This window comes from Mucilaginibacter sp. KACC 22773 (assembly GCF_028736215.1).
Taxonomy (GTDB): domain Bacteria; phylum Bacteroidota; class Bacteroidia; order Sphingobacteriales; family Sphingobacteriaceae; genus Mucilaginibacter.
In genome coordinates, this window is sequence record NZ_CP117883.1 from 987,742 (window position 1) to 1,008,230 (window position 20,489).

At 42.8% G+C, this 20,489-nt stretch carries 20 protein-coding genes; 12 read left to right on the forward strand and 8 right to left on the reverse strand.

Annotated features, from left to right (window positions below; translation table 11 throughout):
* Positions 1–378: 378 nt before the first annotated feature.
* Complete coding sequence (locus PQ469_RS04255) at positions 379–1,746, reverse strand: right-handed parallel beta-helix repeat-containing protein (RefSeq protein ID WP_274211858.1); 1,368 nt, start codon at positions 1,744–1,746, stop codon at positions 379–381.
* Between the two features lie 166 nt (positions 1,747–1,912).
* Positions 1,913–3,172 carry a prephenate dehydrogenase gene (locus PQ469_RS04260; RefSeq protein WP_274211859.1) on the reverse strand — a complete coding sequence of 420 codons (1,260 nt, stop codon included), beginning with the start codon at positions 3,170–3,172 and terminating at the stop codon, positions 1,913–1,915.
* 127 nt (positions 3,173–3,299) lie between these two features.
* Between PQ469_RS04260 and PQ469_RS04265 the strand changes: the two genes are divergently transcribed.
* Positions 3,300–4,049 (forward strand): hypothetical protein, encoded by a 750-nt coding sequence (locus PQ469_RS04265; protein ID WP_274211860.1) that lies wholly within the window; start codon positions 3,300–3,302, stop codon positions 4,047–4,049.
* Between the two features lie 189 nt (positions 4,050–4,238).
* Positions 4,239–4,862, forward strand: coding sequence for an NUDIX hydrolase (locus PQ469_RS04270; protein ID WP_274211861.1), 624 nt, complete (start codon positions 4,239–4,241; stop codon positions 4,860–4,862).
* Between the two features lie 79 nt (positions 4,863–4,941).
* On the opposite strand, the gene PQ469_RS04275 is transcribed toward PQ469_RS04270, so the two are convergent.
* Positions 4,942–5,643: a carboxypeptidase-like regulatory domain-containing protein gene (locus tag PQ469_RS04275; protein ID WP_274211862.1), complete on the reverse strand. Its 702-nt coding sequence runs from the start codon at positions 5,641–5,643 to the stop codon at positions 4,942–4,944.
* Positions 5,644–5,802: 159 nt separating this feature from the next.
* On the opposite strand from PQ469_RS04275, the gene PQ469_RS04280 reads away from it, so the two are divergent.
* Positions 5,803–6,081 (forward strand): type II toxin-antitoxin system RelE/ParE family toxin, encoded by a 279-nt coding sequence (locus tag PQ469_RS04280; protein ID WP_274211863.1) that lies wholly within the window; start codon positions 5,803–5,805, stop codon positions 6,079–6,081.
* Positions 6,082–6,095: 14 nt separating this feature from the next.
* Positions 6,096–6,407 (forward strand): HigA family addiction module antitoxin, encoded by a 312-nt coding sequence (locus PQ469_RS04285; protein ID WP_090643300.1) that lies wholly within the window; start codon positions 6,096–6,098, stop codon positions 6,405–6,407.
* Positions 6,408–6,495: 88 nt separating this feature from the next.
* Here PQ469_RS04285 and PQ469_RS04290 read toward each other — a convergent pair whose 3' ends face one another.
* From PQ469_RS04290 to PQ469_RS04300, 3 genes are all read right to left on the reverse strand, one after another.
* Positions 6,496–7,488, reverse strand: coding sequence for a toast rack family protein (locus tag PQ469_RS04290; protein ID WP_090643304.1), 993 nt, complete (start codon positions 7,486–7,488; stop codon positions 6,496–6,498).
* A gap of 2 nt (positions 7,489–7,490) precedes the next feature.
* Positions 7,491–8,084 (reverse strand): PspC domain-containing protein, encoded by a 594-nt coding sequence (locus PQ469_RS04295; RefSeq protein WP_274211864.1) that lies wholly within the window; start codon positions 8,082–8,084, stop codon positions 7,491–7,493.
* Between the two features lie 246 nt (positions 8,085–8,330).
* Entirely contained in the window at positions 8,331–9,035 is a 705-nt protein-coding gene (locus tag PQ469_RS04300; protein WP_090643312.1) for an SDR family oxidoreductase, read from the reverse strand.
* A 214-nt stretch (positions 9,036–9,249) separates the two neighbouring features.
* Here PQ469_RS04300 and PQ469_RS04305 point away from each other — a divergent pair, with 214 nt between their 5' ends.
* From PQ469_RS04305 to PQ469_RS04330, 6 genes are all read left to right on the forward strand, one after another.
* Entirely contained in the window at positions 9,250–9,981 is a 732-nt protein-coding gene (locus tag PQ469_RS04305; RefSeq protein WP_090643317.1) for an MlaE family ABC transporter permease, read from the forward strand.
* Positions 9,978–10,730, forward strand: coding sequence for an ABC transporter ATP-binding protein (locus PQ469_RS04310; protein ID WP_090643324.1), 753 nt, complete (start codon positions 9,978–9,980; stop codon positions 10,728–10,730). The genes PQ469_RS04305 and PQ469_RS04310 overlap by 4 nt, the downstream gene beginning before the upstream one ends.
* A 126-nt stretch (positions 10,731–10,856) precedes the next feature.
* Positions 10,857–11,210 (forward strand): four helix bundle protein, encoded by a 354-nt coding sequence (locus PQ469_RS04315; RefSeq protein ID WP_274211865.1) that lies wholly within the window; start codon positions 10,857–10,859, stop codon positions 11,208–11,210.
* A gap of 260 nt (positions 11,211–11,470) precedes the next feature.
* Positions 11,471–12,361: a class I SAM-dependent methyltransferase gene (locus PQ469_RS04320; RefSeq protein ID WP_274211866.1), complete on the forward strand. Its 891-nt coding sequence runs from the start codon at positions 11,471–11,473 to the stop codon at positions 12,359–12,361.
* Between the two features lie 124 nt (positions 12,362–12,485).
* Positions 12,486–13,553 carry a hypothetical protein gene (locus PQ469_RS04325; protein WP_274211867.1) on the forward strand — a complete coding sequence of 356 codons (1,068 nt, stop codon included), beginning with the start codon at positions 12,486–12,488 and terminating at the stop codon, positions 13,551–13,553.
* Positions 13,554–13,709: 156 nt separating this feature from the next.
* Positions 13,710–14,675, forward strand: a complete 966-nt coding sequence (locus PQ469_RS04330; RefSeq protein ID WP_274211868.1) for a Gfo/Idh/MocA family protein — start codon at positions 13,710–13,712, stop codon at positions 14,673–14,675.
* Between the two features lie 521 nt (positions 14,676–15,196).
* Here PQ469_RS04330 and PQ469_RS04335 read toward each other — a convergent pair.
* Together PQ469_RS04335 and PQ469_RS04340 are read right to left on the reverse strand one after the other, a co-directional pair.
* On the reverse strand, positions 15,197–16,045 hold the full coding sequence (locus tag PQ469_RS04335) for a metallophosphoesterase family protein (protein WP_274211869.1): 849 nt from the start codon (positions 16,043–16,045) through the stop codon (positions 15,197–15,199).
* A gap of 52 nt (positions 16,046–16,097) precedes the next feature.
* Positions 16,098–17,342 (reverse strand): alkaline phosphatase family protein, encoded by a 1,245-nt coding sequence (locus PQ469_RS04340; RefSeq protein ID WP_274211870.1) that lies wholly within the window; start codon positions 17,340–17,342, stop codon positions 16,098–16,100.
* A 60-nt stretch (positions 17,343–17,402) separates the two neighbouring features.
* Here PQ469_RS04340 and PQ469_RS04345 point away from each other — a divergent pair, with 60 nt between their 5' ends.
* Together PQ469_RS04345 and PQ469_RS04350 are read left to right on the forward strand one after the other, a co-directional pair.
* The gene (locus PQ469_RS04345) at positions 17,403–19,142 is read left to right on the forward strand and encodes an ArnT family glycosyltransferase (protein ID WP_274211871.1); all 1,740 of its coding nucleotides are present in this window, start codon (positions 17,403–17,405) and stop codon (positions 19,140–19,142) included.
* Between the two features lie 56 nt (positions 19,143–19,198).
* Positions 19,199–20,419: a serpin family protein gene (locus tag PQ469_RS04350; RefSeq protein ID WP_274211872.1), complete on the forward strand. Its 1,221-nt coding sequence runs from the start codon at positions 19,199–19,201 to the stop codon at positions 20,417–20,419.
* The last annotated feature ends 70 nt before the right edge of the window (positions 20,420–20,489 follow it).

Sequence of the window (20,489 nt, forward strand, 5' to 3'; positions counted from 1 at the left end):
CAACAACTTTACATTTACCACTTAGTACTGTCGACTTATTGCTGTAATATTTTGTTTTACTTAAAAAATATTAACTACCAGTTGTGTACCACCCCGTACCAGGGTGTACCAGGGCGTTTCAGGGTGTTTCAGGGCGTACCAGGGTGTTTCATCCCGTACCAGGGTGTTTCATCCCGTACCGGTACACACACCTTGCTGCTAAAAAAAACGCCCCCAATCCTTCCCGCTTGTTTTTACTGCAGGTAATATGCTGTATTCGCATATGCCACCAAAATATGCCCCACGCCAAACTATCTCCTTTTGGGATAAGCCCGGCAAACAGGTGTACGGCAGGCCTTATAGGCGATAGTAAATCCCTTTAGTTTATCGCGGAATATATCAATACTCAGTGGCCCCAATGGCAAAAGCATCGGCAGATGGGCGTTGGGTGCCATAATAATCAAATTCTACGCCATACGATAAAACGTTTGCCCCGGCATTAATAAGCGGAGAGGATGACAGTAAATGGAAATCATCGTCAGCGTAATTTACAAATTGACATGCGCTTACATCGTTGGCTACATAATTATTTGAAGCCGTAAGCTTAACATAGCTGCTTTTTTTAATTATTGGAAGTACCAGGTCCGACTGGATAATTGCGTTGTTGATTACGGTGTTCATCGGGATAGTTTCGGAATTTAATTTTATACCACCCAACGCCGAACCAATGATGGTATTATTAATAAACTGGAAATTGGGCCCCGGCGTGTATCTGGAATCTGCAAAAATGCCATAAGCTTTTGAATTGATGATGTAGTTATTAAACACCAGGTTATCCCCAAGCCCCAGTACAATAATTCCGTTGCCGGGTGCATCCTTAATCACGTTGTTATAACATTTTCCACCGGTACCTTCGCCTATTTGTATGCCGTTATTTTGATAGGAGGCAAAAGGGCTTATCCCGGGTGTTTTAACCGTATTGTTATAAATTTCGCAGCCTAAAATAGCGCTGCCAACCTGGATTCCTTCGGCACCGGTAGAATCGGTGATGTTTTTGTATAACTTAACATTCACCACATCGCCCGGCCAAACCTTACCGCAGGAAAGCGAAACGCCGTTGGCATAAAACGAATTGCCCACATAAAATCCTTCGCCACCTGTTTTGTGAACATAATTGTCATGAAGAATTACGTTTTGCATAGTGAAATGGCCGCGCCATGTTGTTTCATCACAAGATGGATCTGTTTTGGCCATAATGCCTGCAAAGCCACTATTACGCACCTCCACATTTGCAATTTCAAAATCTGAGCTCAGGTTATCCATCGTCATGCCGATGTTGCCGCCATTGATGTCAAACCCATACTCGGTATCGGGATCGCCATTTCCCAGTATTTTAAAATACTGGCAATTTTGCGTTTTAAAACCATATGAAGCGGTAACAGCCGTCGAAAAAGTTACTTTACCGCCCTTATTAATAATAACGATGGGGGCAGCTGCAGTTCCTTTAAAGTTTTTAAGCAGCAAAGCGCCTCTTTTACCGGCGGGGATACACACGGTTGATCCCGCTGGTATGTTAGTGCCGTCAACCATCCATTCAGAGGGCTGAACGGTATAGGTGCAGTCGGAAATAGCTAAAGACGAAAATTTGGCGTTAGTAACCGAAGGCGTGCTCAGCGGCCCGTTAATTTTATTTTTGGTGCACATCGCGAACGATGACACAACTAACATACCGGCGATGGCATGTATCAGGTAACTTTTACTTTTCATGTATAAATTAATAATGGGGCTTAAAATATACCAGATTCAAAGAATCATCCTATTTCAGGCATTCCTGGCTTTCAAAAGAAAGTTTTTATACGTGACATTTCGTGAATAGTTACCTGGACGCGGGCATCGTGATAGCCATAACGGCAAAGGACCAACGAAGCTAAACCTACTCCATCATCAGTCTTCTGATCAATTCGGCACTTTGGGCTTTACCTTCTTCCAGCCTGTGACTGAAAAAGGATTGTACTTCGTTGAAGTGCTTTTTGTAGCCCTCCATATCGCCGTAACCAATAATGGCCGACCATTCCCTTACTGCCGAGTGGAACTCCAGGTCATCGCCGCGGATGGTTTTATCGTAAAGGGCGGTTTCGATGGATTCTTCTAACAGTTCTTCGTTTTTAAACAGGTATTCGGCAATGCCAAGCCTCAGCCGGAAGGGCGGGGTTTGGCAAATGAGGTTATCATAAGGGTTTACCCCCAGGTGATACCAGGCATCAACCATGCTCAGGATGCTCAGGTGTGAGTTGGGTTTCTGGTGATCAGCATGTTGCGATAGCGAAAACTCTTTCATCACGGTATCACTCAGCATAATAGGTTTGCGGCTTTCATGAAAAACAAAATCGCGTGCCTTATACAGCCGCTCCCTGAAGGTTTGCGCTTCTTCTTTGATCATCAACTTAAATAATTCCGACTCTGACTCCGAGTAGCGTTTTACCTGCTGGCGGGCGTACGGGTTTAAAATGGCCAGGCCTGCGTATACGTGCGCCTTATAGCTAAAAATACGCAGGGTGGTCAGTATCTTCACATTGTCTATACCGCCCAGGTACGATGCGTTTTCCCAGGGGAAAAAGCCCGCAGCTTTCCAGGCGGTGCCCATGCTTTCAAAACCTACGTGGGTAACGGCCTGGGTATCGGCTACAATTTTATCGTGCTCGTGGTAATCGGCAATCTCTACAATGTCGCTCCCAATAGCTGTAAATAAATCGTACATACGCTGGTACGCATCCGCTTTGGCCCGGTGCGGAATCAGGATAAGTGTTTGCCTTTTGGGTTCAAAACCCGGCCCGTGCATGGCATGAAAAGTAATGATTTGCACATCGGCGGGCAGGTATTTTTCAAATATGGCTATCTCGGGGTGCTTAACGGATGTTTGGCCGGCAACAATGGCCCCGTACTTGGTAAGCGGACCGCACTCGGCTACTACCTGTTCCAGTTTGTCGGCCTCAACCGAGTAAATAACCAGGTCGTTTGTGCGGGATACGTCGCGCGCGCTATCCATTACCGTGATGCCAAAGGGGCTAAGTTCCTGTTCCAGCTTGTCGCGGTTTTCGGGTAAATCGCAGCCGCAAACGGTGTAACCTGCTTTTGCAAAAGCCTTTGCGTACAAACGCCCCATATCGCCCAACCCAATGATACCTATATTCATGCTGCTAATATAAGTATGAGTAGCAAAATTCCGTATGAAACCTTACATTAGCGATCAGAAACGTACAGGATAATAAAATAAAAACCATTAAAATCCTGTTTTGTTAATAACAGGTACCTAATTTTACATGATGAACAAGCATTCTATATTCCGTATCTCTGTTTTAATGGTCATTATTTTAAGCATCTGCGGTGTGGGCTTTGCCCAGGATACTGTTAAAAAAGATGCTGCTAAACCGCCTGCCGCCAAAACTGCTGTTGTAAAGCCGGTGGTGAAATATGGTGCTACACCTGCCGGTACCGCTAAGCCCGCCGTAACTCCTCCCAAATATAACTATCAACCCCGCCCCACAGCTGCCGATTCGGCCCTGGCTAAAGACAAAAGCCTGAACGGACAATATCAATACCTGTTAAGTAAATTATACCATTACCAACAGCCATTGGTATCGGCTTTATGGAAAAACTTACAGGATACTTTAAAAACGGAACGCCGTAACCTGAAAGAAGCCCAGGCTAAATTGGCCGCGCAAACACAGGATATTACCGGCCTTAAAACCGATGTGGCAACTAAAAGCCAAACCCTTTCCGAATCAAACGCCAAACGCGATGAGATAAAACTCGCGGGCATAAGCTTTACCAAAGCCACCTATAATTTAATGATGTGGGGCCTGGTAATTGTTTTTGGGCTAACGGCAGCCATCGTAATAGCCCGGTCGGGTGCGCACAGCCGCGAAGCAAAGTACCGCATAAAATTGTACAACGAACTTGACGAGGAATACAAAGCCTACAAAGTAAAATCCAACGAAAAAGAAAAGAAACTGGCTCGCGAGCTGCAAACCGAACGCAATAAGCTGGATGAGTTGTTGGGAAGAGGGTAGGCTTTTAGATGTGCAGATTTCAAATTAACTGCGTTGAGGGCTGTGCCGTTTCAGATGTGCAGATGTCTTCTGATTATTATGTCGGAGTTGTTTTGGCGTCCCACGTGCTAAGCACTCATTAAGTAGGCTACCTTTCATATGAGATGCTGAAATAAATGCATGACTTTTTTTCTCTTATAATTTCCTTTGATGAACAATACCCAACTTTTAACACTTATCACCCGCCTGCGGTCGGTGGCCGATGTGGGCTTGCTGTATGCCAAAAACGAATATGATATTGAACGCTATGCCGAGTTACAGCATATAGCAATTGAAATGCTGGATAATGTTACCGGTTGGGGCGAAGATGATATTAAGTTTAACTTCCCGATGCCGGATGATTACCCTACAGCTAAGGTTGATGTACGCGGGATGTTATTAAATGCCGAGGGTAAAATATTGCTGGCTAAGGAAAGCGCCGACGGCAAGTGGAGCCTGCCGGGTGGCTGGGCCGATGTAGGCTATAGCGCCAAAGAGGTAATTGTTAAAGAATTTGAAGAAGAAACTGGCTTAACGGTAGTTGCCGATAGATTATTGGCCGTATTTGACAAAAAAATGCACCCTCACCCACCGCAGCCCTTTTACGTTTACAAAATGGTGTTTCATTGCAAAGCGGTAACCAATGCCGTAAAACAAGGATTCGACATGCTGGATGTTGAATATTTTGACGTCGATAACTTACCCGAACTGTCAGAAGACAGGATATTGAAAAGCCAGATAGAATTGCTTTATCAAAAGATCATCAACGGGGATTTGGCGGCGGAGGTTGATTGATTCCGGATTATTAAGACTTACGAAGTTTCAAAAACTTCGTAAGTCTATGATCGACTATAAACTGCCGACTGCAAACCGCTTACTGCAAACTGCCCGGTGCCGGTGCCAGTTTAGGTAAAACCTTTTTGTTAGCAGGCAAAGCCTGGTATTTTTTATAAGCGTCATTAATGTAAGCCGTCATGCTTGGGGCATTGTTGTTTTTAAGGAAAGCATAGCTTGGGCGATATAACGACATGAAGTTTTCCAACTCGGCACCCCGTAGCGGTATTACGCTTTTTACATAATCTACATTAAATGCTTCATCAATTTGCCTTTCTTCTTCTTCGCGTTTAAAATATCTTTTTAAACGTCGCGCATCTTTACCCTCTTTACTGAACCAGGTTGACGGAGACATTACAGATACCCTGCTTTTGGTGTAAACCTCGGGGTATTCTTTACGCGGATCGAAAGCTTCCCTGGTGGCACTTACATTTACCTGCCTTAAAGATATGGTTTGCGATATCATATCTATCCGTTTTGGTCTCATATCTGTAATGTACAAAGTGTCTGATACATAGCCAGGTGCATTAAATATCAGTGTATGGCCCGTTGCCGTGCGGATGCTGAAATTGCCGTTGTTATCAGTAATTGTGATCTGTTTGTTGGTGACATCTTTTACAAAAACGTTAGCCAGTTTTTCATTTTTGCTTTTTTCGTAAACCGATCCTTTTAACACATCCTGGGCTTGTATATGTGCAGATACAAATAGGCCAATTATCAATATTAGGTAGTTCGGTTTCATGGTAGTTGAATTATGCCGTAAAATAAACTTATTTTTTGAGCATATGGTTTTCAATTTAACATATTTAAATATGGATGGTGGTTTAATGACAAAGGGGTGAGAGATAAATATTTATTATCAAAATATTGACACCTGAAACGTTTCTCGTTACATTTGTAAATGATTATTAGCATTCAGCATAAAGGGTTGCGGCTATTTTTTGAAAAAGGGGATGCATCAAGGTTAAATGCTCAACACGTAAGTAAGATCAGATTAATCCTTACCCGTTTAAACGCTGCAAAAACTATAGCCGATATGAATGTTCCGGGATATGGACTACATCAGCTAAGCGGCGAATTGAAAGGCTTTTGGGCTGTAAAAGTTGATAAAAATTACCGGATTATATTTCAGTTTATTGCTGAAGACGCTTTTGAAGTTGATTATTTAGATTATCATTAACAAGGAGAAAAAAAATGCAGATGTTTGACCCAGCCCACCCGGGCGAATTAATCCGTGAAACCCTTGAAGGGATAAGGGAAGAAACAGGAAAAAAATTAACAGTTGAGCAGGTTGCCACCGGCCTGGGAACAACCCGTAAAACATTGTCGGCTATAATTAATGGCAAACAGAGTATTAGTTCAGATATGGCATTGCGCCTGAGCGCAGCCTTTAATACAACACCTGAGTTTTGGCTGCACGCGCAGGAAAATTATGATCTGGCCCAGGCCCGCAAAAAGTTCGACATAAAAAAGGTTACTGTTTTTTGGCATCCGCAGGTCGCTTAAAAATTTCTGCCAAAAAAAAACCGCCTCATTTTCATGAAGCGGTTAATAGAATATATATTAGTTCTGTCCCGGTAATGGTTGGGCAGGTTTAATAACGGTTCACTTTAAAATCAGATATGCCACCATTCATGTGGATGTATATCTTGTTTTTGGCAGCATCAAAACCTGGGGTTTCATAGCTGTTATCATTCTTTTTGGTAAAGCCCTCAAATTCATTTGATGATAAACCTGTGTTGGCATTTATACTGCAAGCGGCATCTTTAGGCACATTAATAATAACCTCTGATACACCTGTAGATACCTCTACGTTGGTGCTTGCCAGCGGTGCGCCAAGCTTTACTTCAAATGAGGCTGCACCACCTTTTAAAGTTACACTTTTTATTTTAAATTTACTTAAATCGAAATCTAATTTTGTTGCACCTGTTTCAACATAAATGTCCCAGATGGGGTTCGGGTTTAGTTTGATATCTGCCAGGTTCGATTTGTTGTTATCAGAGTCAAAATGCCAGCCCTTATTGCCCTTCATTTTAAAGTTCAACACATACACAGAATCTTCTTTGTTGGCATTAAATTCATATTTGCCGTAAAATTCTTTTGTTTCTGCTTTAAATAGCTGGCTGGTGGTATCATTTAAAGTATAAGTAGTAGCACCTCCATTGATATTCAAGCGGGCAAATTTAGCATCGGCGGTGTAATCTTTATTAAAAACACTGCTGCCTTCAATTTTTGTCACGCCATGATCGGTGTTGGTGCTGTCGCTGTCATCGTTACTGTCGTTGTTGTCGTTATCATGGTCGTCGTCAAAGTTGATAAAAGTGCTGGGCCAAAAATGATAGCGGTTACCAAAGTTGCCAAACAGTAGCAGCGAGAATCCACCAATTATTACGGCCAGTTTTACTACAGTCGCCAAAGGCGACCGGTTACCTGCAAATACCAGGTTTACGCCGCCTATAATTAAAAATATAGGCCATAGGTAAAGTATATTCATCCATTGAAAATGGAAGATATGGAAGTTATGGAGCAGGAATATAGCTCCTATGCATACCAGGATTGTTCCGGGAATAAGTCTGTCGGTTTTCATGGTTATATAGTTGGAGGAGTGTTATTAAAATTATCGTCTTTTTTCTCTTCTGTATTCAGCGGTTGTTCAGTTGCATTTACTTCGGGCTCAGCAGTTGTATTCTGCCAGCCTTCTTTTTCCCATGGCTGCCTTTTTTGTCCGGATACTATCATCGCTAAGCCGCCAACTACCAGGATTGCGGGCCATAGCCTTGCCACGTGCCAGAAACGAAAGATGCCCAATTCATGAAACAGGAAAACTGCCCCAAAAAATATAAGGATGCAGCCAAAAATGATACCGGCTGGTGTTGACGTTTTTTTAGGGAACGCAGGTTCAAAAGGAGTGCCCGGATTTGCAGGTGCGTTGGCGTCAAAAGGGGTAAAAGGCTGTTGCGGCGGTACCCGATAATCAACATTGGGGTTAAAGTAGCCTGCACCTTTGTTCGGTATAACTATCCACAATACAATATAAGCCATAAAGCCGGTTCCCATAAATATAAAGGTGAGTACAAATAGTGCGCGTATAATAGCAACATCCATATCAAAGTACTCGGCCAGGCCGGCGCAAACGCCGCCTATTTTCTTCCGGTATTCATCCCGGTAAAGTTTCTTTTCCATAATTTTATTTAAATATCGTTCAGTTGTGATTGTTTGATGATATAAAGGTATATATGGTGGCTCAAAACGCCTATATATTATAGGTTAGCAGGGTCAACAAGTCGGTGAACTGCCGTGTTTCAGCGGTGAAAAAGTTCTAAGTCCGAAGTCTTGAGTCGTAAGTCTCAAGCTCTAAGTCTTAAATCAGGGAGAAGAACTTTTAACCTTCAACTCAAAACTTCAGACTCAGAACTTCAGACTTAAGAGCTACAATTGGCCTGGCGCAGGTTTAATGATAATCTCATCCACATTGGCCCCGGGGCTCATCCTGTAAATATTGATGATTGCCGATGATATGTCTTCGGGCAAAACCATGGTATTTTTATCCACCACGGCATCCTTCCATGAATCTGTCAGGGTTGATCCGGGAATTATTGCCGTTACTTTTACGCCATGCTCCTGCGTTTCAAGCCTCATTATTTTTGTTAAACCCAGTAGCGCGTATTTGGTTATGCTATAGCTGCCGGCCTGTACAACGGGGTTTAATGCAGCTACCGAGCAGATGTTAAAAAAATGTCCCTTATGTGCCGTTATCATGGTTTTGCCAAAAAAACGATAAAGTTCATAAGTTGGCATCAGGTTGGTTTTTAGCTGTTTATCAAATGTGTCATCTGCATCGTCCAATATGCTCGATGGGATAAAAGTGCCCAGGTTGTTTACCACCACATCAATAAAACCGAGTTCCTGCTGCGCGGCGGTGGCGAAGGCTAATAATTGGGCCTTATTGCTTCCATCTGCAACCTTTGCAAAAACTTTAATACCAGGGTTTGACCTGTTAAGCAGGTCTGCGAATTCAAATAATTCTTTTTCATTTCGTGAACAAATTGCCACGTTTAATCCTTCATTGGCGAAGGCTACGGCAATGGCGCGGCCCATGCCTTTTGTTGAACCGGTGATGAGGGCATTTTTCATGATGGCGTACTATATTTTTTTAGTTAAATGTTCGTTATTGCAGCGTCCGGGTTAGTGGCACCGCTTTTATTTGCTTTTGTTAAAGCTTTACGGCGCTAATTTACGTAAGCCATATTAATAGCTTGCAAAAAGCGCCTATTTTAGGCAATTAAACAATAGCGGCTGGGATGCTAAATTTAAAAATGTAATTTTATCCAATTTTTAACATATACCTATGATTCAAAGTTTAGGCAGATATATACTTTTATTACGTTTAAGTTTTCGAAAACCCGAAAAATTTTCGGTGTACTGGGCCGAAGTAATGCGCGAAATGGTTTCGGCCGGCATCGGTTCTTTGGGCATCATCATGATCATCTCGGTTTTTATTGGTGCAGCTGTAACTATTCAAACTGCTTTTCAATTAATCAGCCCTTTAATCCCCAAATCGGTTGTGGGGGGTATCACCCGCGATAGTATGATTTTGGAATTTAGCCCTACTATATCATCGCTGGTACTGGCCGGCCGCATTGGCTCAAGCATGGCATCGCAAATAGGTACCATGCGCGTTACCGAACAGATAGACGCTTTAGAGATCATGGGGGTAAATGCTCCCGGTTATCTGATATCGCCCAAGGTAATTGCGGGTGTTACCATGTTTCCATTATTGGTAATTGTATCTATATTATTGGGCTTTATTGGTGGTTACGTTGCCTGCTTTACATCAAGCGAGGTGACTACTGATGATTTCCTGATTGGTTTGCCTGATGGCTTTAACACGGTAATTATTACCGTATGCATGGTTAAGGCAGTTGTGTTTGGCTTTATTATTACTACCATATGCAGTTACCAGGGCTTTTATACATCGGGCGGCGCGCTTGAGGTAGGCCAGGCTGCAACTCGCGGGGTTGTATTTAGCTGCGTAATGATACTCATGTTCGATTTAATTATCTCCCGCCTCTTCTTATGATAGAAATACAAGACATCTATAAAAAATTCGGAGAAAATGAAGTACTTAAAGGCATCAGCTCCACTTTTGAACCTGGCATTAATAACCTTATAATAGGCGGATCGGGATCGGGGAAAACAACACTATTGAAATGTATAGTCGGTCTGCACGAACCAAGCAAGGGCGATGTGCTTTTTAACGGCGAAAACTTTACCGATATGGGTTTTGAGCAGCGTGTGCCAATCCGCACACACATAGGCATGCTTTTTCAAAACTCGGCCTTGTTTGATAGTATGACTGTGGAGCAAAACATCATGTTCCCCCTTAATCTGTTCACCAATCAATCAAAGGCCGAAAAACGCGACCGCGCCAATTTTTGCCTGGAGCGTGTTAATCTTGCCGGTAAAAACAAGCTTTACCCATCCGAACTTTCGGGCGGTATGAAAAAGCGTGTGGGTATTGCCCGCGCCATATCCATGCAACCCAAATACCTTTTTGTTGATGAGCCAAACTCGGGCCTCGACCCGGTTACTTCTATCCTGATAGATGACCTGATAAGCGAGCTTACCGTAGAGTATAACATGACCACCGTTGTAGTAACCCACGATATGAACTCGGTAATGGGTATAGGCGACCACATCGTCTTCCTGCACCAGGGCAAAAAATGGTGGGAAGGCAGCAACAAAGAAATTGCCCACACCGACAACAAAGAACTTAACGACTTTGTATTTGCCAGCCGGTTTATGCGGGCAGCGAAAGCGAAATTATAAGCGAGTATCAAGTAGTTAGTATCAAGTATCAAGATTTTTTGATGGTTAGTTCGAATTAATTGCCAATATACAATCTTTAAAAACGATACAAGCGCAGGTGCGTTGATACTTGATAATAGAAAAGATATGCACAATTTTAAAGAACTAAAGGTTTGGAAAGCAGGCATAGAGATATCGAAGATTACCTTTCAATTGTGTAGAGCGTTTCCATCCGAAGAAAAATATGGGTTGATTTCACAAATGGTTCGTGCAGGCATTTCTATCCCCTCAAATATTGCCGAAGGATGCGGCAGAAAATCAAATAAGGAATTATATCAGTTTTTAAGTATTGCCTTAGGTTCATCCTTTGAATTGGAAACACAATTTATAGTTGCCAAAGAATTTGGTTATATCACCCAAGAAACATTAGATGCTGTCTGTATTCAGATCACCGAGATTCAAAAGATGATATACGGTTTTCAAAAAAGCCTCAACGTTTAGTTAGTATCGAGCCGCAAGTACAAGATTTTGATCGGATTGGCCATGAAGCGATTCAGTATTCAAATCTCTTATCCAAAAAAAGATACTAAATTTGCGCCAAACAAGTGTAGCTGTCTTGATACTAAAAAAGTAATTTGCGCCAGACGAGTGCAGTAGTCTTGATACTTGATACTAACTACTTGATACTAAAAAAGATAATTTGCGCCACACAAGTGCAGCGGTCTTGATACTTGATACTAACTACTTGATACTAAAAAAGAATGATTCAACTACTTACCCCAACGCACTGGAAAGATTACGAGCTGATTGATTGCGGCGATTTTGAAAAGCTGGAGCGTTTTGGGAATATTATATTAATACGCCCCGAGCCGCAGGCGGTTTGGAGCAAAGGCTTACCCGCATCTGAGTGGCAGCGCTTACATCATATAAAATTTAAAGGACGGTCGGCCACCGCAGGCGACTGGTTAAAAAAAGACCAGAAAACGCCCGACCGATGGCAAATTGAATACAAAAACAACGATGCAGCCATCAAGTTCCGCCTGGGTTTAACCTCGTTTAAACATTTGGGTATTTTTCCTGAGCAGGCGGTTAACTGGGATTACATAACCCAAAACATTAAGCGTTTTAAAACCCCGCAGCCCAAAGTACTTAACCTGTTTGCTTATACAGGCGGGGCTTCGCTGATAGCGCAGGCTGCCGGTGCGGATACTACACACGTGGACTCAATTAAACAGGTAGTTACCTGGGCAAATGAAAACCAGGAAATATCGGGCTTGAGCAATATCCGCTGGGTGGTTGAGGATGCACTTAAATTTGTAAAGCGCGAGTTAAAACGTGGCAAAAAATACAATGGCATTATCCTTGACCCGCCTGCTTACGGCAATGGCCCTAACGGCGAAAAGTGGAAACTGGAAGATAACATAAATGAGATGATGGCCGATGTGATGCAGTTACTTGATCATGAAGAGCATTTCCTGATCCTCAATACTTATTCGCTTGGTTTTTCATCAGTAATTATAGAAAACCTGATAAAAAGTGCTTTTCCCAAAGTTCAAAACCTTGAAATTGGCGAGCTTTACCTGCAGGCCACCGCTGGGGCAAAACTACCACTTGGAGTTTTTGGAAAGTTTCATAAACTTAAAGGTAATTAATTATCAATATTTATATTTGCCGCAAACTAAAGCGGCTTTTATTGCTTTATAAGTAGCTGAAAATTAGTTTGCATTTACAATACATCTTACATACACCTGCCATTTACCGAACTTCAAAAGACACATGAAATTAAAAAACGTCCTACTATCTGCCACCCTGCTCTTATCGTCTATTATACTATTACCGGGCTGTTCGCAAAACGACAAAACCGGAAAAACCGATAGTAAGAAAACCGCCGCTAAAACCGATGCGGCCAAAGCCGAGGCTGCGGATACCCTCAGCATAAAAAAATCAGATTATCCGCCGATTGATAAAAAATTGTACGATTCGCTAATGAAATTCAATGCTCATGGCGATACTACAGGCAGGTGGCCGGTAAAAAACACACCATACCCTATAGGCGGTGCTATTTTGCCATTTAAACGTGTAGTAGCTTTTTATGGCAACTTATACAGCAAAAAAATGGGTATTTTGGGCGAATTACCGCCAAATGAAATGCTTGCCAAATTAAAAGGTGAAGTAAAACATTGGGAAAAGGCCGATCCTAAAACCCCGGTGCAACCGGCTTTACACTATATTGCAGTAGTAGCACAAGGCGATGGAGGTAAAGATGGTAAATTCCGCTACCGGATGCCGTTTAAACAAATTGATAGTGTGTTGGTATTAGCAAAAAAAGCGCATGCCATTGTATTTTTGGACGTTCAGGTTGCTTTGAGCAACATACAGGCCGAGTTGCCTTTATTAGATAAATACCTGGCAATGCCACAGGTACATTTTGGTATGGACCCTGAGTTTTCGATGAAAGATGGTAGTAAGCCTGGTCGTAAAATCGGGACTTATGATGCGGCAGATATCAACTTCGTATCAGACCACCTGGCAAAAATTGTGAAGAAAAACGGCCTGCCTGCAAAAATTTTAATAGTTCACCGCTTTACCAAAAAGATGGTAACTAATTACAAAAATATCAAGTTACATCCAGAAGTACAGCTGGTAATGGATATGGACGGCTGGGGCGAACCTGATTTGAAAACCGGTACCTACCGTTATTTCATTAACCAGGAGCCAGTACAGTTTACAGGCTTTAAATTGTTTTACAAAAACGATATCAAAAAAGCCCCTCACCACATGTTAACACCAGAGGAGGTTTTATCAAGATACAAACCGTATCCTATTTATATTCAATATCAGTAGGTTGTAAGTATGACGTTTTACGTTGTACGCGTTTCACAGTAAGCAATACAAAACCCGTAAACCCATCAGTTTACGGGTTTTGTATTATATATATTTGCTGTTAATAACGTACGACGTACAACATAAAACGTACAACTTTTTACTTATTAAACTATTATGATAAAATGGGGCATTATTGGCTGCGGGAGGATAGCCCAACGGTTTATGCAGGGCTTTGCGGCGGTTGATGGTGTGGCGTTGGTGGCATCGTACTCAAGGCGTGCCGTTACGGTTGATGATTTTGTAAGCAAGTATGGGGGGATTGCCTGCTATAGCATTGACGATTTGCTGGCAAGTGATATTGATGCCGTTTATATTGCAACCCTACCAGACAGCCACGCCGCATACAGCATTGCTGCCCTTAAGGCGGGGAAGCACGTGCTTTGCGAGAAACCGACAACGGTAAACTTAGCCGAACTTGATGAGGTTTTGGAAGTGGTTAAGGCGACAGGCTTACTATTTATGGAGGGAATGAAACCGCCCTTCTATCCTTTATATACCAAACTTAAAGAATACCTGGCAACAGATCCCATCGGATCTGCCGGTTACGTACGTGCCGGGTCGGCTGTTGCCGATTGCCCGCCCGATCATCCAAATTATAGCCTTGAACTTGTTGGCGGCAGTTTGATGGGTATAGGTATTTATGAAGCTTTTTTGGCGATAGACTGGCTTGGCGATTTGCAGGAAGTACAAACAATGGGCCGATTTGGGCAAACGGGTATTGATATGTTTGCCATATTCCAGACGATGCACAAGGGTGGGTATTCACAGTTATACGCGGGTTTCGATTTGCATGGTAAGGGCGATGCGCTGATAGCTGGTCCGCTTGGGCATGTTACAATTCACAAAAACTGGTGGAACCCGGCGAGGGCTACCATTGATTATTTGGATGGCCGTTCGGTTGAAATTAATGAACCTTTTACTGCGGGAGGTTTGAACTACGAACTGGAACACTTTTGTAGTTTGATACGGAGCGGACTAACAGAAAGCCCGATCATCCCACATCAAGTGTCGCGCCAGATGATTGATATGATAGATAGGGCACGGGCGCAGGTGGGGTTGAAATATCCTTGTGAAAAATAGAGTCAAGAGTTAAGAATCAAGACTTTAAGCCGTGTCCCAACTGTCGCGGGGTTTTAAACCGTGACCAACTTGGTTTCAGCTTTCAGCTGAACCGCGAAGCCACAGGCTTCGGCCAGGTTTACCCACGAGTTACGCTACGCTAACCTCGCGGGAGATAAGGTTAACATAACTTAACACATTTTAGATGTATTTTTTATAAATAATTGATAATCAATATTTTGTATTTTATCATGGTTAACACTGTACTGATTGCGCAACTTAGGCGCATCCAACTATTTGTGCGGGTTGTTGGCCAACACGGGTACGTTTGATACCTCAATCATTTAACAAGTATCATGCAATAAAAACAATGGATCGTTTGATGCTTATATATTCCCGACGCTATAAGCTTATTCCGTTAGCGCTAACTGTCGTGGGGGGTAACCCGTGACCAAGATTGTTTCAGCTTTCAGCTCAACCGCGAAGCCACAGGCTTCGGCCAGATTTACCCACGAGTTACGCTGCGCTAACCTCGCGGGAGATTAAAATTTATTTGAATTCAGCACCGGGTTTTGGCTGGCATTTACCTGGTAGGTATAAATAGCGTTTTGCTCATCAATCTCCACTATCCGGTATCCCTTATAGTCGGTACCCCAGTTGCCGCCAATATGGGAGTCGAAAAAATGCGGGAATTTGTTGCCCGTGTAACGCACGCCATCCAGTAAATGGTCGTGCCCGTGAAAAGCGGCTTTTACGTTGGGATATTTATGAAGTAATTCGATAGTTTCGGGGCAATCCACAAACACATCGTTTTTATTCCAATTTATCGGCGGGATGTGCAGCACAACTAATACAATTTTTTTATCGGTAAACTTATCAAGGGCAGCTTTTATAAATACATTGTCGGGGCAAATGTAGGTTCCCTTGGTATCGGCAGTATTGGCCAGTACAAAACCGATGTCGCCAAACTCAACGATGTACTTATCTTCGTAACCAAAACTGTTTTTCCAAACCGAGGCATCGGCAAAGTCATGGTTGCCCGGGATGGTATGATAGGGCACACTCAATTTATCAAAATATTGTGATTTAATTTCGGGCAGCAGATCGGGTCGGTTATGTACCAAATCGCCGTTTATAATCACCATATCCAAATGATTTTTATCGTGATCCTGGTTTAGCCATCTAACCATATTGCCCGTGTTGGCGGCAAAATCAGTGCCGGGCTGGCCGTAGTGAATGTCGGACACGAGAGCGAAGCGCAGTTTAAGTTTGCTATTACGCTTGCGCAGATAGCCGTTGTCTGTATTGGCGAATGAGTTAACGGCCGGTAATAAAGTTAAAGCCGCCATGCCGGTAAGGCTTGTGCCTATGAAGTTTCTGCGTGTGCTCATTTAATGAATGTTGAATTTGAAAATTTTTAGATAATGATGTTCCCCCTTTAATTTATTTCACAATCACCCAGCGGTTAAGCGTATTCAATTCGCCTTCAATAACAACCTTGTAGAAGTTAGATGGCATGTTTTTTACATCGATTAAAGCATGTTCGGTGGTAACCGGGACTTCAGCCAATAATTTATATTCATCGGCTTTGCCTTCTTTATAATTATTGGCGGCGGCTACCCATATTTTTACTTTGCCTTTGCCGTCCATGGCCTTCCAGCTTACATCAAGCAAACCCTGAACTAAATTGGCTTCGGGCTGGGCCACAGATACCGCGCCAATGAGCGAAATTCCATCTACCTCGCGCAATTGTGCTTCAGGGACTTTTACATTTAAAAAGCTATTGATGGATGGGGTAATATCCACAATACCGGGTGTATAATACTTAGCGTAATTGTTTAAAGGCCTGTAGCTGGTTACCATCCAGGTGCTGCGCTGGCGGGTGCTTTGGCCGCCATGGCCTTTACCGGTTTGCTCATCGCGGCCATGGTCGGTAGTTACAAATATCACCCAGTCCTCTTTAAAGTTTTTTTGGCGATATTGCATAGCCTGCCAAATGCGGCCAACCTGGGCATCCATTTTTTCTATCGCGTCATAATATTGCGGGCTATCGCCATAACGGTGGCCCATATCATCGGTGTATTCCAGGTATACCCATGACAAATCGGGCGCTTTATCTTTTATACAAGTTGCTGCCGATGATGCTACCTGCTCGTCTATCAGGTGCATGTAATTACCGGCTTTATCGTGCGGGAATTTAACGGTATCCAATTCGTAGCCATCGTAAGCATAATCCGGGTGGATGTTGCCGGCTTCGGGCAGGTTATCGCCAATGAGTTTGGTGCGGTTATCTGTCCAGCTTGAAAATATGGCAGTCTTTTTATTGGGATAGGCATTTTTAAACATCCGGAAAATGTTCCAGTAATTGTAGTTAGGCGCTTTAATGTCGTTGCCCCAAACGTTGTGCTTATTAACCCATGTAGCGGTAAGCAAACTGTTGTAGCCGTTGGCAGATATAGTAGGTGTTTGTGAGTAGCCGCCTTTTTCGCCTCCAACATGAGCCCGTAAATAAGTACCCTGGGCGGCTATTAGTTTAAGATTGGGCGTATTTAGTTTTTCGATAACATCGGCGGGAATGCCGTCGGCAATAATAAATACAGCTTTTTTTACACGCGTTTGGGCGTTTAGGGTAACGGTCGCCAGGCAAAGCAGGCTAAAGAATAATAATAATGGAGTACGCTTTTGCATTATAATATATTGATGTGCTAAGCTAAGATGAAGAAAAAACCGCTGAGTTAATAAATTGTTATGTTTTGGCTTAACATAAACGCCTGGCATGGTACAATTGCCTTTTTCTTTACCTTTACGTCATCAATGAACCCCCGCAATAGCACAACCCAAACAAAATGGCTTTACCTGTTTATAGGTACAGCAGTTGCTATGAATTTTACCGGGCTGTTTACCACTATCATGGGCCCCGACCCAAGCCTTTATGCAACCATCGCCAAAAATATGGTGCTGCGCAATGATTACGTTGACCTGTATGCCTGGGGCTCCGACTGGCTCGATAAACCTCATTTTCCATTTTGGATAATTGCTCTTTTTTTTAAATGTTTTGGTTTTAAAACATGGGTCTATAAGCTACCTGCCATATTGTTTATGATGATGGGAGCAGTTTATACCTACTATTTGGCAAAAGCATTATACAATAAACAGATAGCCTTGTGGGCCGTGCTAATATTGCTTACCGCGCAGCATATCATCCTATCCAATACCGATGTACGGGCCGAAGCTTATTTAACAGGGCTCATTATAGCAGCTGTATATCATTTTTATAAAGCACAAACCGGCATTAGCATCTGGCACCTGGTGCTGGCCTGTGTGTTTACAGCCTGCGCGGTGATGACAAAAGGAATGTTTGCCCTCATCACCATTGGTGGCGCTATTGTTGGGCATCTGCTTATTACCCGGCAATGGAAACAGCTGTTTCACTGGCGATGGTTGCTGGCTGTAGTGCTGGTACTTATTTTTATTTTGCCCGAGATTTGGTGCCTGTACCAACAGTTTGACCTACATCCCGAAAAGGTTGTATTTGGGCATACGGGTGTATTGGGGGTTAAATTCTTTTTTTGGGATAGCCAGTTTGGTCGTTTTTTTAACACCGGCCCAATTAAAGGCAGCGGCGATCCATCGTTTTTTATTCATACAACCCTTTGGGCTTTTTTGCCCTGGTCGCTTTTGCTGTTTGTAGCTGTATTCCAGTTCATCAAAAAGGGGGCAAAAAATGTGCAGGCACACGAGTGGTATTGCATCTGCGGGGCTTTACTTACGTTTTTACTATTTTCGGCATCACAATTCCAACTGCCGCATTACCTGAATATTGTATTCCCTTTTTTTGCCATCATTACCGCCCAATATCTTTATGGCCTCGCATCACCTAAAAACATTAAGGCTGTACAAGTCACCCAAACGGTGGTTATAACAATCATGCTGATTATTATAAGCGCTTTAGGCTACTTTTTTAGGCCATCGGCCTTTAACTGGCTAACTGGGGCTATTATTTTGATGTTTGTGCTGTTACTGTTGTTTTTGCCCGGCCGCATTTCCACAGGCATGCAGCAAACCATTTTTAAAACAGCACTGGCATCATTTATCGTAAACCTATTTTTAAACCTGTGCTTTTACCCTGCCTTACTGCTTTACCAGGGCGGCAGCGAGGCGGCTATCTACATCAACCATAATAACCTGGACAAACTGCCCGTATATGTAGCTGCCGGCCAGTTTCATGATGATTTCAACTTTTACCTGGACGCTTCTTTTAAAGAAACCACGCCTGATGACATGGCTAACCTGCCCGGCCAGGTAATGCTTTATGCCGACGCAGGCGTGTTGCAGGAGTATGTAAAAAAAGGGTTTTATGTAAAGCCGCTAAAAATCTTCAAAAGCTATGCAATTACCCACCTGGCTCCTGCATTTTTAAACAAGGGCACCCGCGATAAGGAATTATACGATATGGAGGTAGCCATTATTCAATCGCCAAAAAAATAAAACAGGTGTAACGTTTAGTGGATAGTTTATCGTAATGTAGATATAAACCTATCTTTATGATCCGTAAAGCCATTACCATCCTAAGTTTATCACTCGTTGTAATTACTGCGTGTAAGAAAATTGACAGCAAACCCGACAACGGTAAAGATCTTGTATTGACCACTACAGAGCAGCAAAAAGTTGCTGCGGATAATGCTTTTACTCTTAAATTATTTAAGGCTGCTTTAAATATTAACGGCAATGATAACCTTTTTATATCTCCTTTAAGCGTGAGCATGGCCATAGGTATGACCAGTAACGGCGCAGCTGGTCAAACCCTGCATGATATCCGCAACACTATGGATTTTAACAATTTTACGGAAGACCAAGTAAATAGTTATTACCACAAAATGATAACCGAGCTGCCGCAACTCGACTCAAAAACCACATTGAAATTTGCCAACTCCATTTGGTATGCCAATAACTTTACCCCGTTGCCTGCATTTTTGCAAACAAATTCTGCTAATTACAACGCCAGGATAGAGTCTGTCGATTTTAAGAATGCAGGCACAAAAGATATTATCAATAATTGGGTAAGTAACGCCACCGACGGTAAGATAGCTAAGATTATAGACGATTCGACTGACGGTGCAATAATGTACCTCATTAATGCCATCTATTTTAAAAGCAGCTGGGCAAATAAATTTGATGCTGCTAAAACTCAGAAAGGTACTTTCTACCTGCCTTCAGGCGGTACAATGCAGGCCAATTTTATGAATCTAACATATACTCCGTTAAATATTAGTATTGCCAGTGATGCCCGGGTGCTGGAGTTGCCCTATAACAATAATAAGTTCAGTATGGTGATATTAACACCGGCGGGTAAATCGGTGCAGGAATATGCCGCCGGCCTCGATTCGGCCAAATGGCAAAGCCTGATGGCCGGTTTATCGAAAAGCTATGTTGATGTTAGTATGCCCAAATTTAAGTTTAGTTATGATACAGAATTAAAAGGTGTTTTATCAACGCTGGGTATGGCCAATGCATTTAGCGACCTTGCCGATTTTACCCGGATAAATGCCGGCGGTGGCCTCACCATTACCGAAGTAAAGCATAAAGCTTATATTGAAGTAGATGAAGAAGGCACAACTGCTGCTGCCGTAACTTCGGTAACTATTGGCCCTACTGCTGTTTTGCCTTACAACTTTAAATTAGATCATCCCTTTATTTTTGCTATCCGCGAAATGAAAACCGGACTGATATTGTTTACGGGGGTTATAAATGACCCTACAAAATAGAGTCACAAGTACTTAGTCTCAAGTTCCAAGTCAAAAAGAGAAGGAATTTAACTTTTGACTCAAGACTTAG

What these genes read in the sequence shown, in the direction of transcription:
- PQ469_RS04330 (WP_274211868.1), top strand. Translation starts at nt 13,710, where the DNA reads ATGATAAAATGGGGCATTATTGGCTGCGGGAGGATAGCCCAACGGTTT.
- PQ469_RS04320 (WP_274211866.1), top strand. Translation starts at nt 11,471, where the DNA reads ATGATTCAACTACTTACCCCAACGCACTGGAAAGATTACGAGCTGATT.
- PQ469_RS04265 (WP_274211860.1), top strand. Translation starts at nt 3,300, where the DNA reads ATGATGAACAAGCATTCTATATTCCGTATCTCTGTTTTAATGGTCATT.
- PQ469_RS04280 (WP_274211863.1), top strand. Translation starts at nt 5,803, where the DNA reads ATGATTATTAGCATTCAGCATAAAGGGTTGCGGCTATTTTTTGAAAAA.
- PQ469_RS04290 (WP_090643304.1), bottom strand. Translation starts at nt 7,488, where the DNA reads ATGAAAACCGACAGACTTATTCCCGGAACAATCCTGGTATGCATAGGA.
- PQ469_RS04295 (WP_274211864.1), bottom strand. Translation starts at nt 8,084, where the DNA reads ATGGAAAAGAAACTTTACCGGGATGAATACCGGAAGAAAATAGGCGGC.
- PQ469_RS04255 (WP_274211858.1), bottom strand. Translation starts at nt 1,746, where the DNA reads ATGAAAAGTAAAAGTTACCTGATACATGCCATCGCCGGTATGTTAGTT.
- PQ469_RS04285 (WP_090643300.1), top strand. Translation starts at nt 6,096, where the DNA reads ATGCAGATGTTTGACCCAGCCCACCCGGGCGAATTAATCCGTGAAACC.
- PQ469_RS04305 (WP_090643317.1), top strand. Translation starts at nt 9,250, where the DNA reads ATGATTCAAAGTTTAGGCAGATATATACTTTTATTACGTTTAAGTTTT.
- PQ469_RS04275 (WP_274211862.1), bottom strand. Translation starts at nt 5,643, where the DNA reads ATGAAACCGAACTACCTAATATTGATAATTGGCCTATTTGTATCTGCA.
- PQ469_RS04340 (WP_274211870.1), bottom strand. Translation starts at nt 17,342, where the DNA reads ATGCAAAAGCGTACTCCATTATTATTATTCTTTAGCCTGCTTTGCCTG.
- PQ469_RS04310 (WP_090643324.1), top strand. Translation starts at nt 9,978, where the DNA reads ATGATAGAAATACAAGACATCTATAAAAAATTCGGAGAAAATGAAGTA.
- PQ469_RS04315 (WP_274211865.1), top strand. Translation starts at nt 10,857, where the DNA reads ATGCACAATTTTAAAGAACTAAAGGTTTGGAAAGCAGGCATAGAGATA.
- PQ469_RS04345 (WP_274211871.1), top strand. Translation starts at nt 17,403, where the DNA reads ATGTTTTGGCTTAACATAAACGCCTGGCATGGTACAATTGCCTTTTTC.
- PQ469_RS04260 (WP_274211859.1), bottom strand. Translation starts at nt 3,172, where the DNA reads ATGAATATAGGTATCATTGGGTTGGGCGATATGGGGCGTTTGTACGCA.
- PQ469_RS04335 (WP_274211869.1), bottom strand. Translation starts at nt 16,045, where the DNA reads ATGAGCACACGCAGAAACTTCATAGGCACAAGCCTTACCGGCATGGCG.
- PQ469_RS04270 (WP_274211861.1), top strand. Translation starts at nt 4,239, where the DNA reads ATGAACAATACCCAACTTTTAACACTTATCACCCGCCTGCGGTCGGTG.
- PQ469_RS04325 (WP_274211867.1), top strand. Translation starts at nt 12,486, where the DNA reads ATGAAATTAAAAAACGTCCTACTATCTGCCACCCTGCTCTTATCGTCT.
- PQ469_RS04350 (WP_274211872.1), top strand. Translation starts at nt 19,199, where the DNA reads ATGATCCGTAAAGCCATTACCATCCTAAGTTTATCACTCGTTGTAATT.
- PQ469_RS04300 (WP_090643312.1), bottom strand. Translation starts at nt 9,035, where the DNA reads ATGAAAAATGCCCTCATCACCGGTTCAACAAAAGGCATGGGCCGCGCC.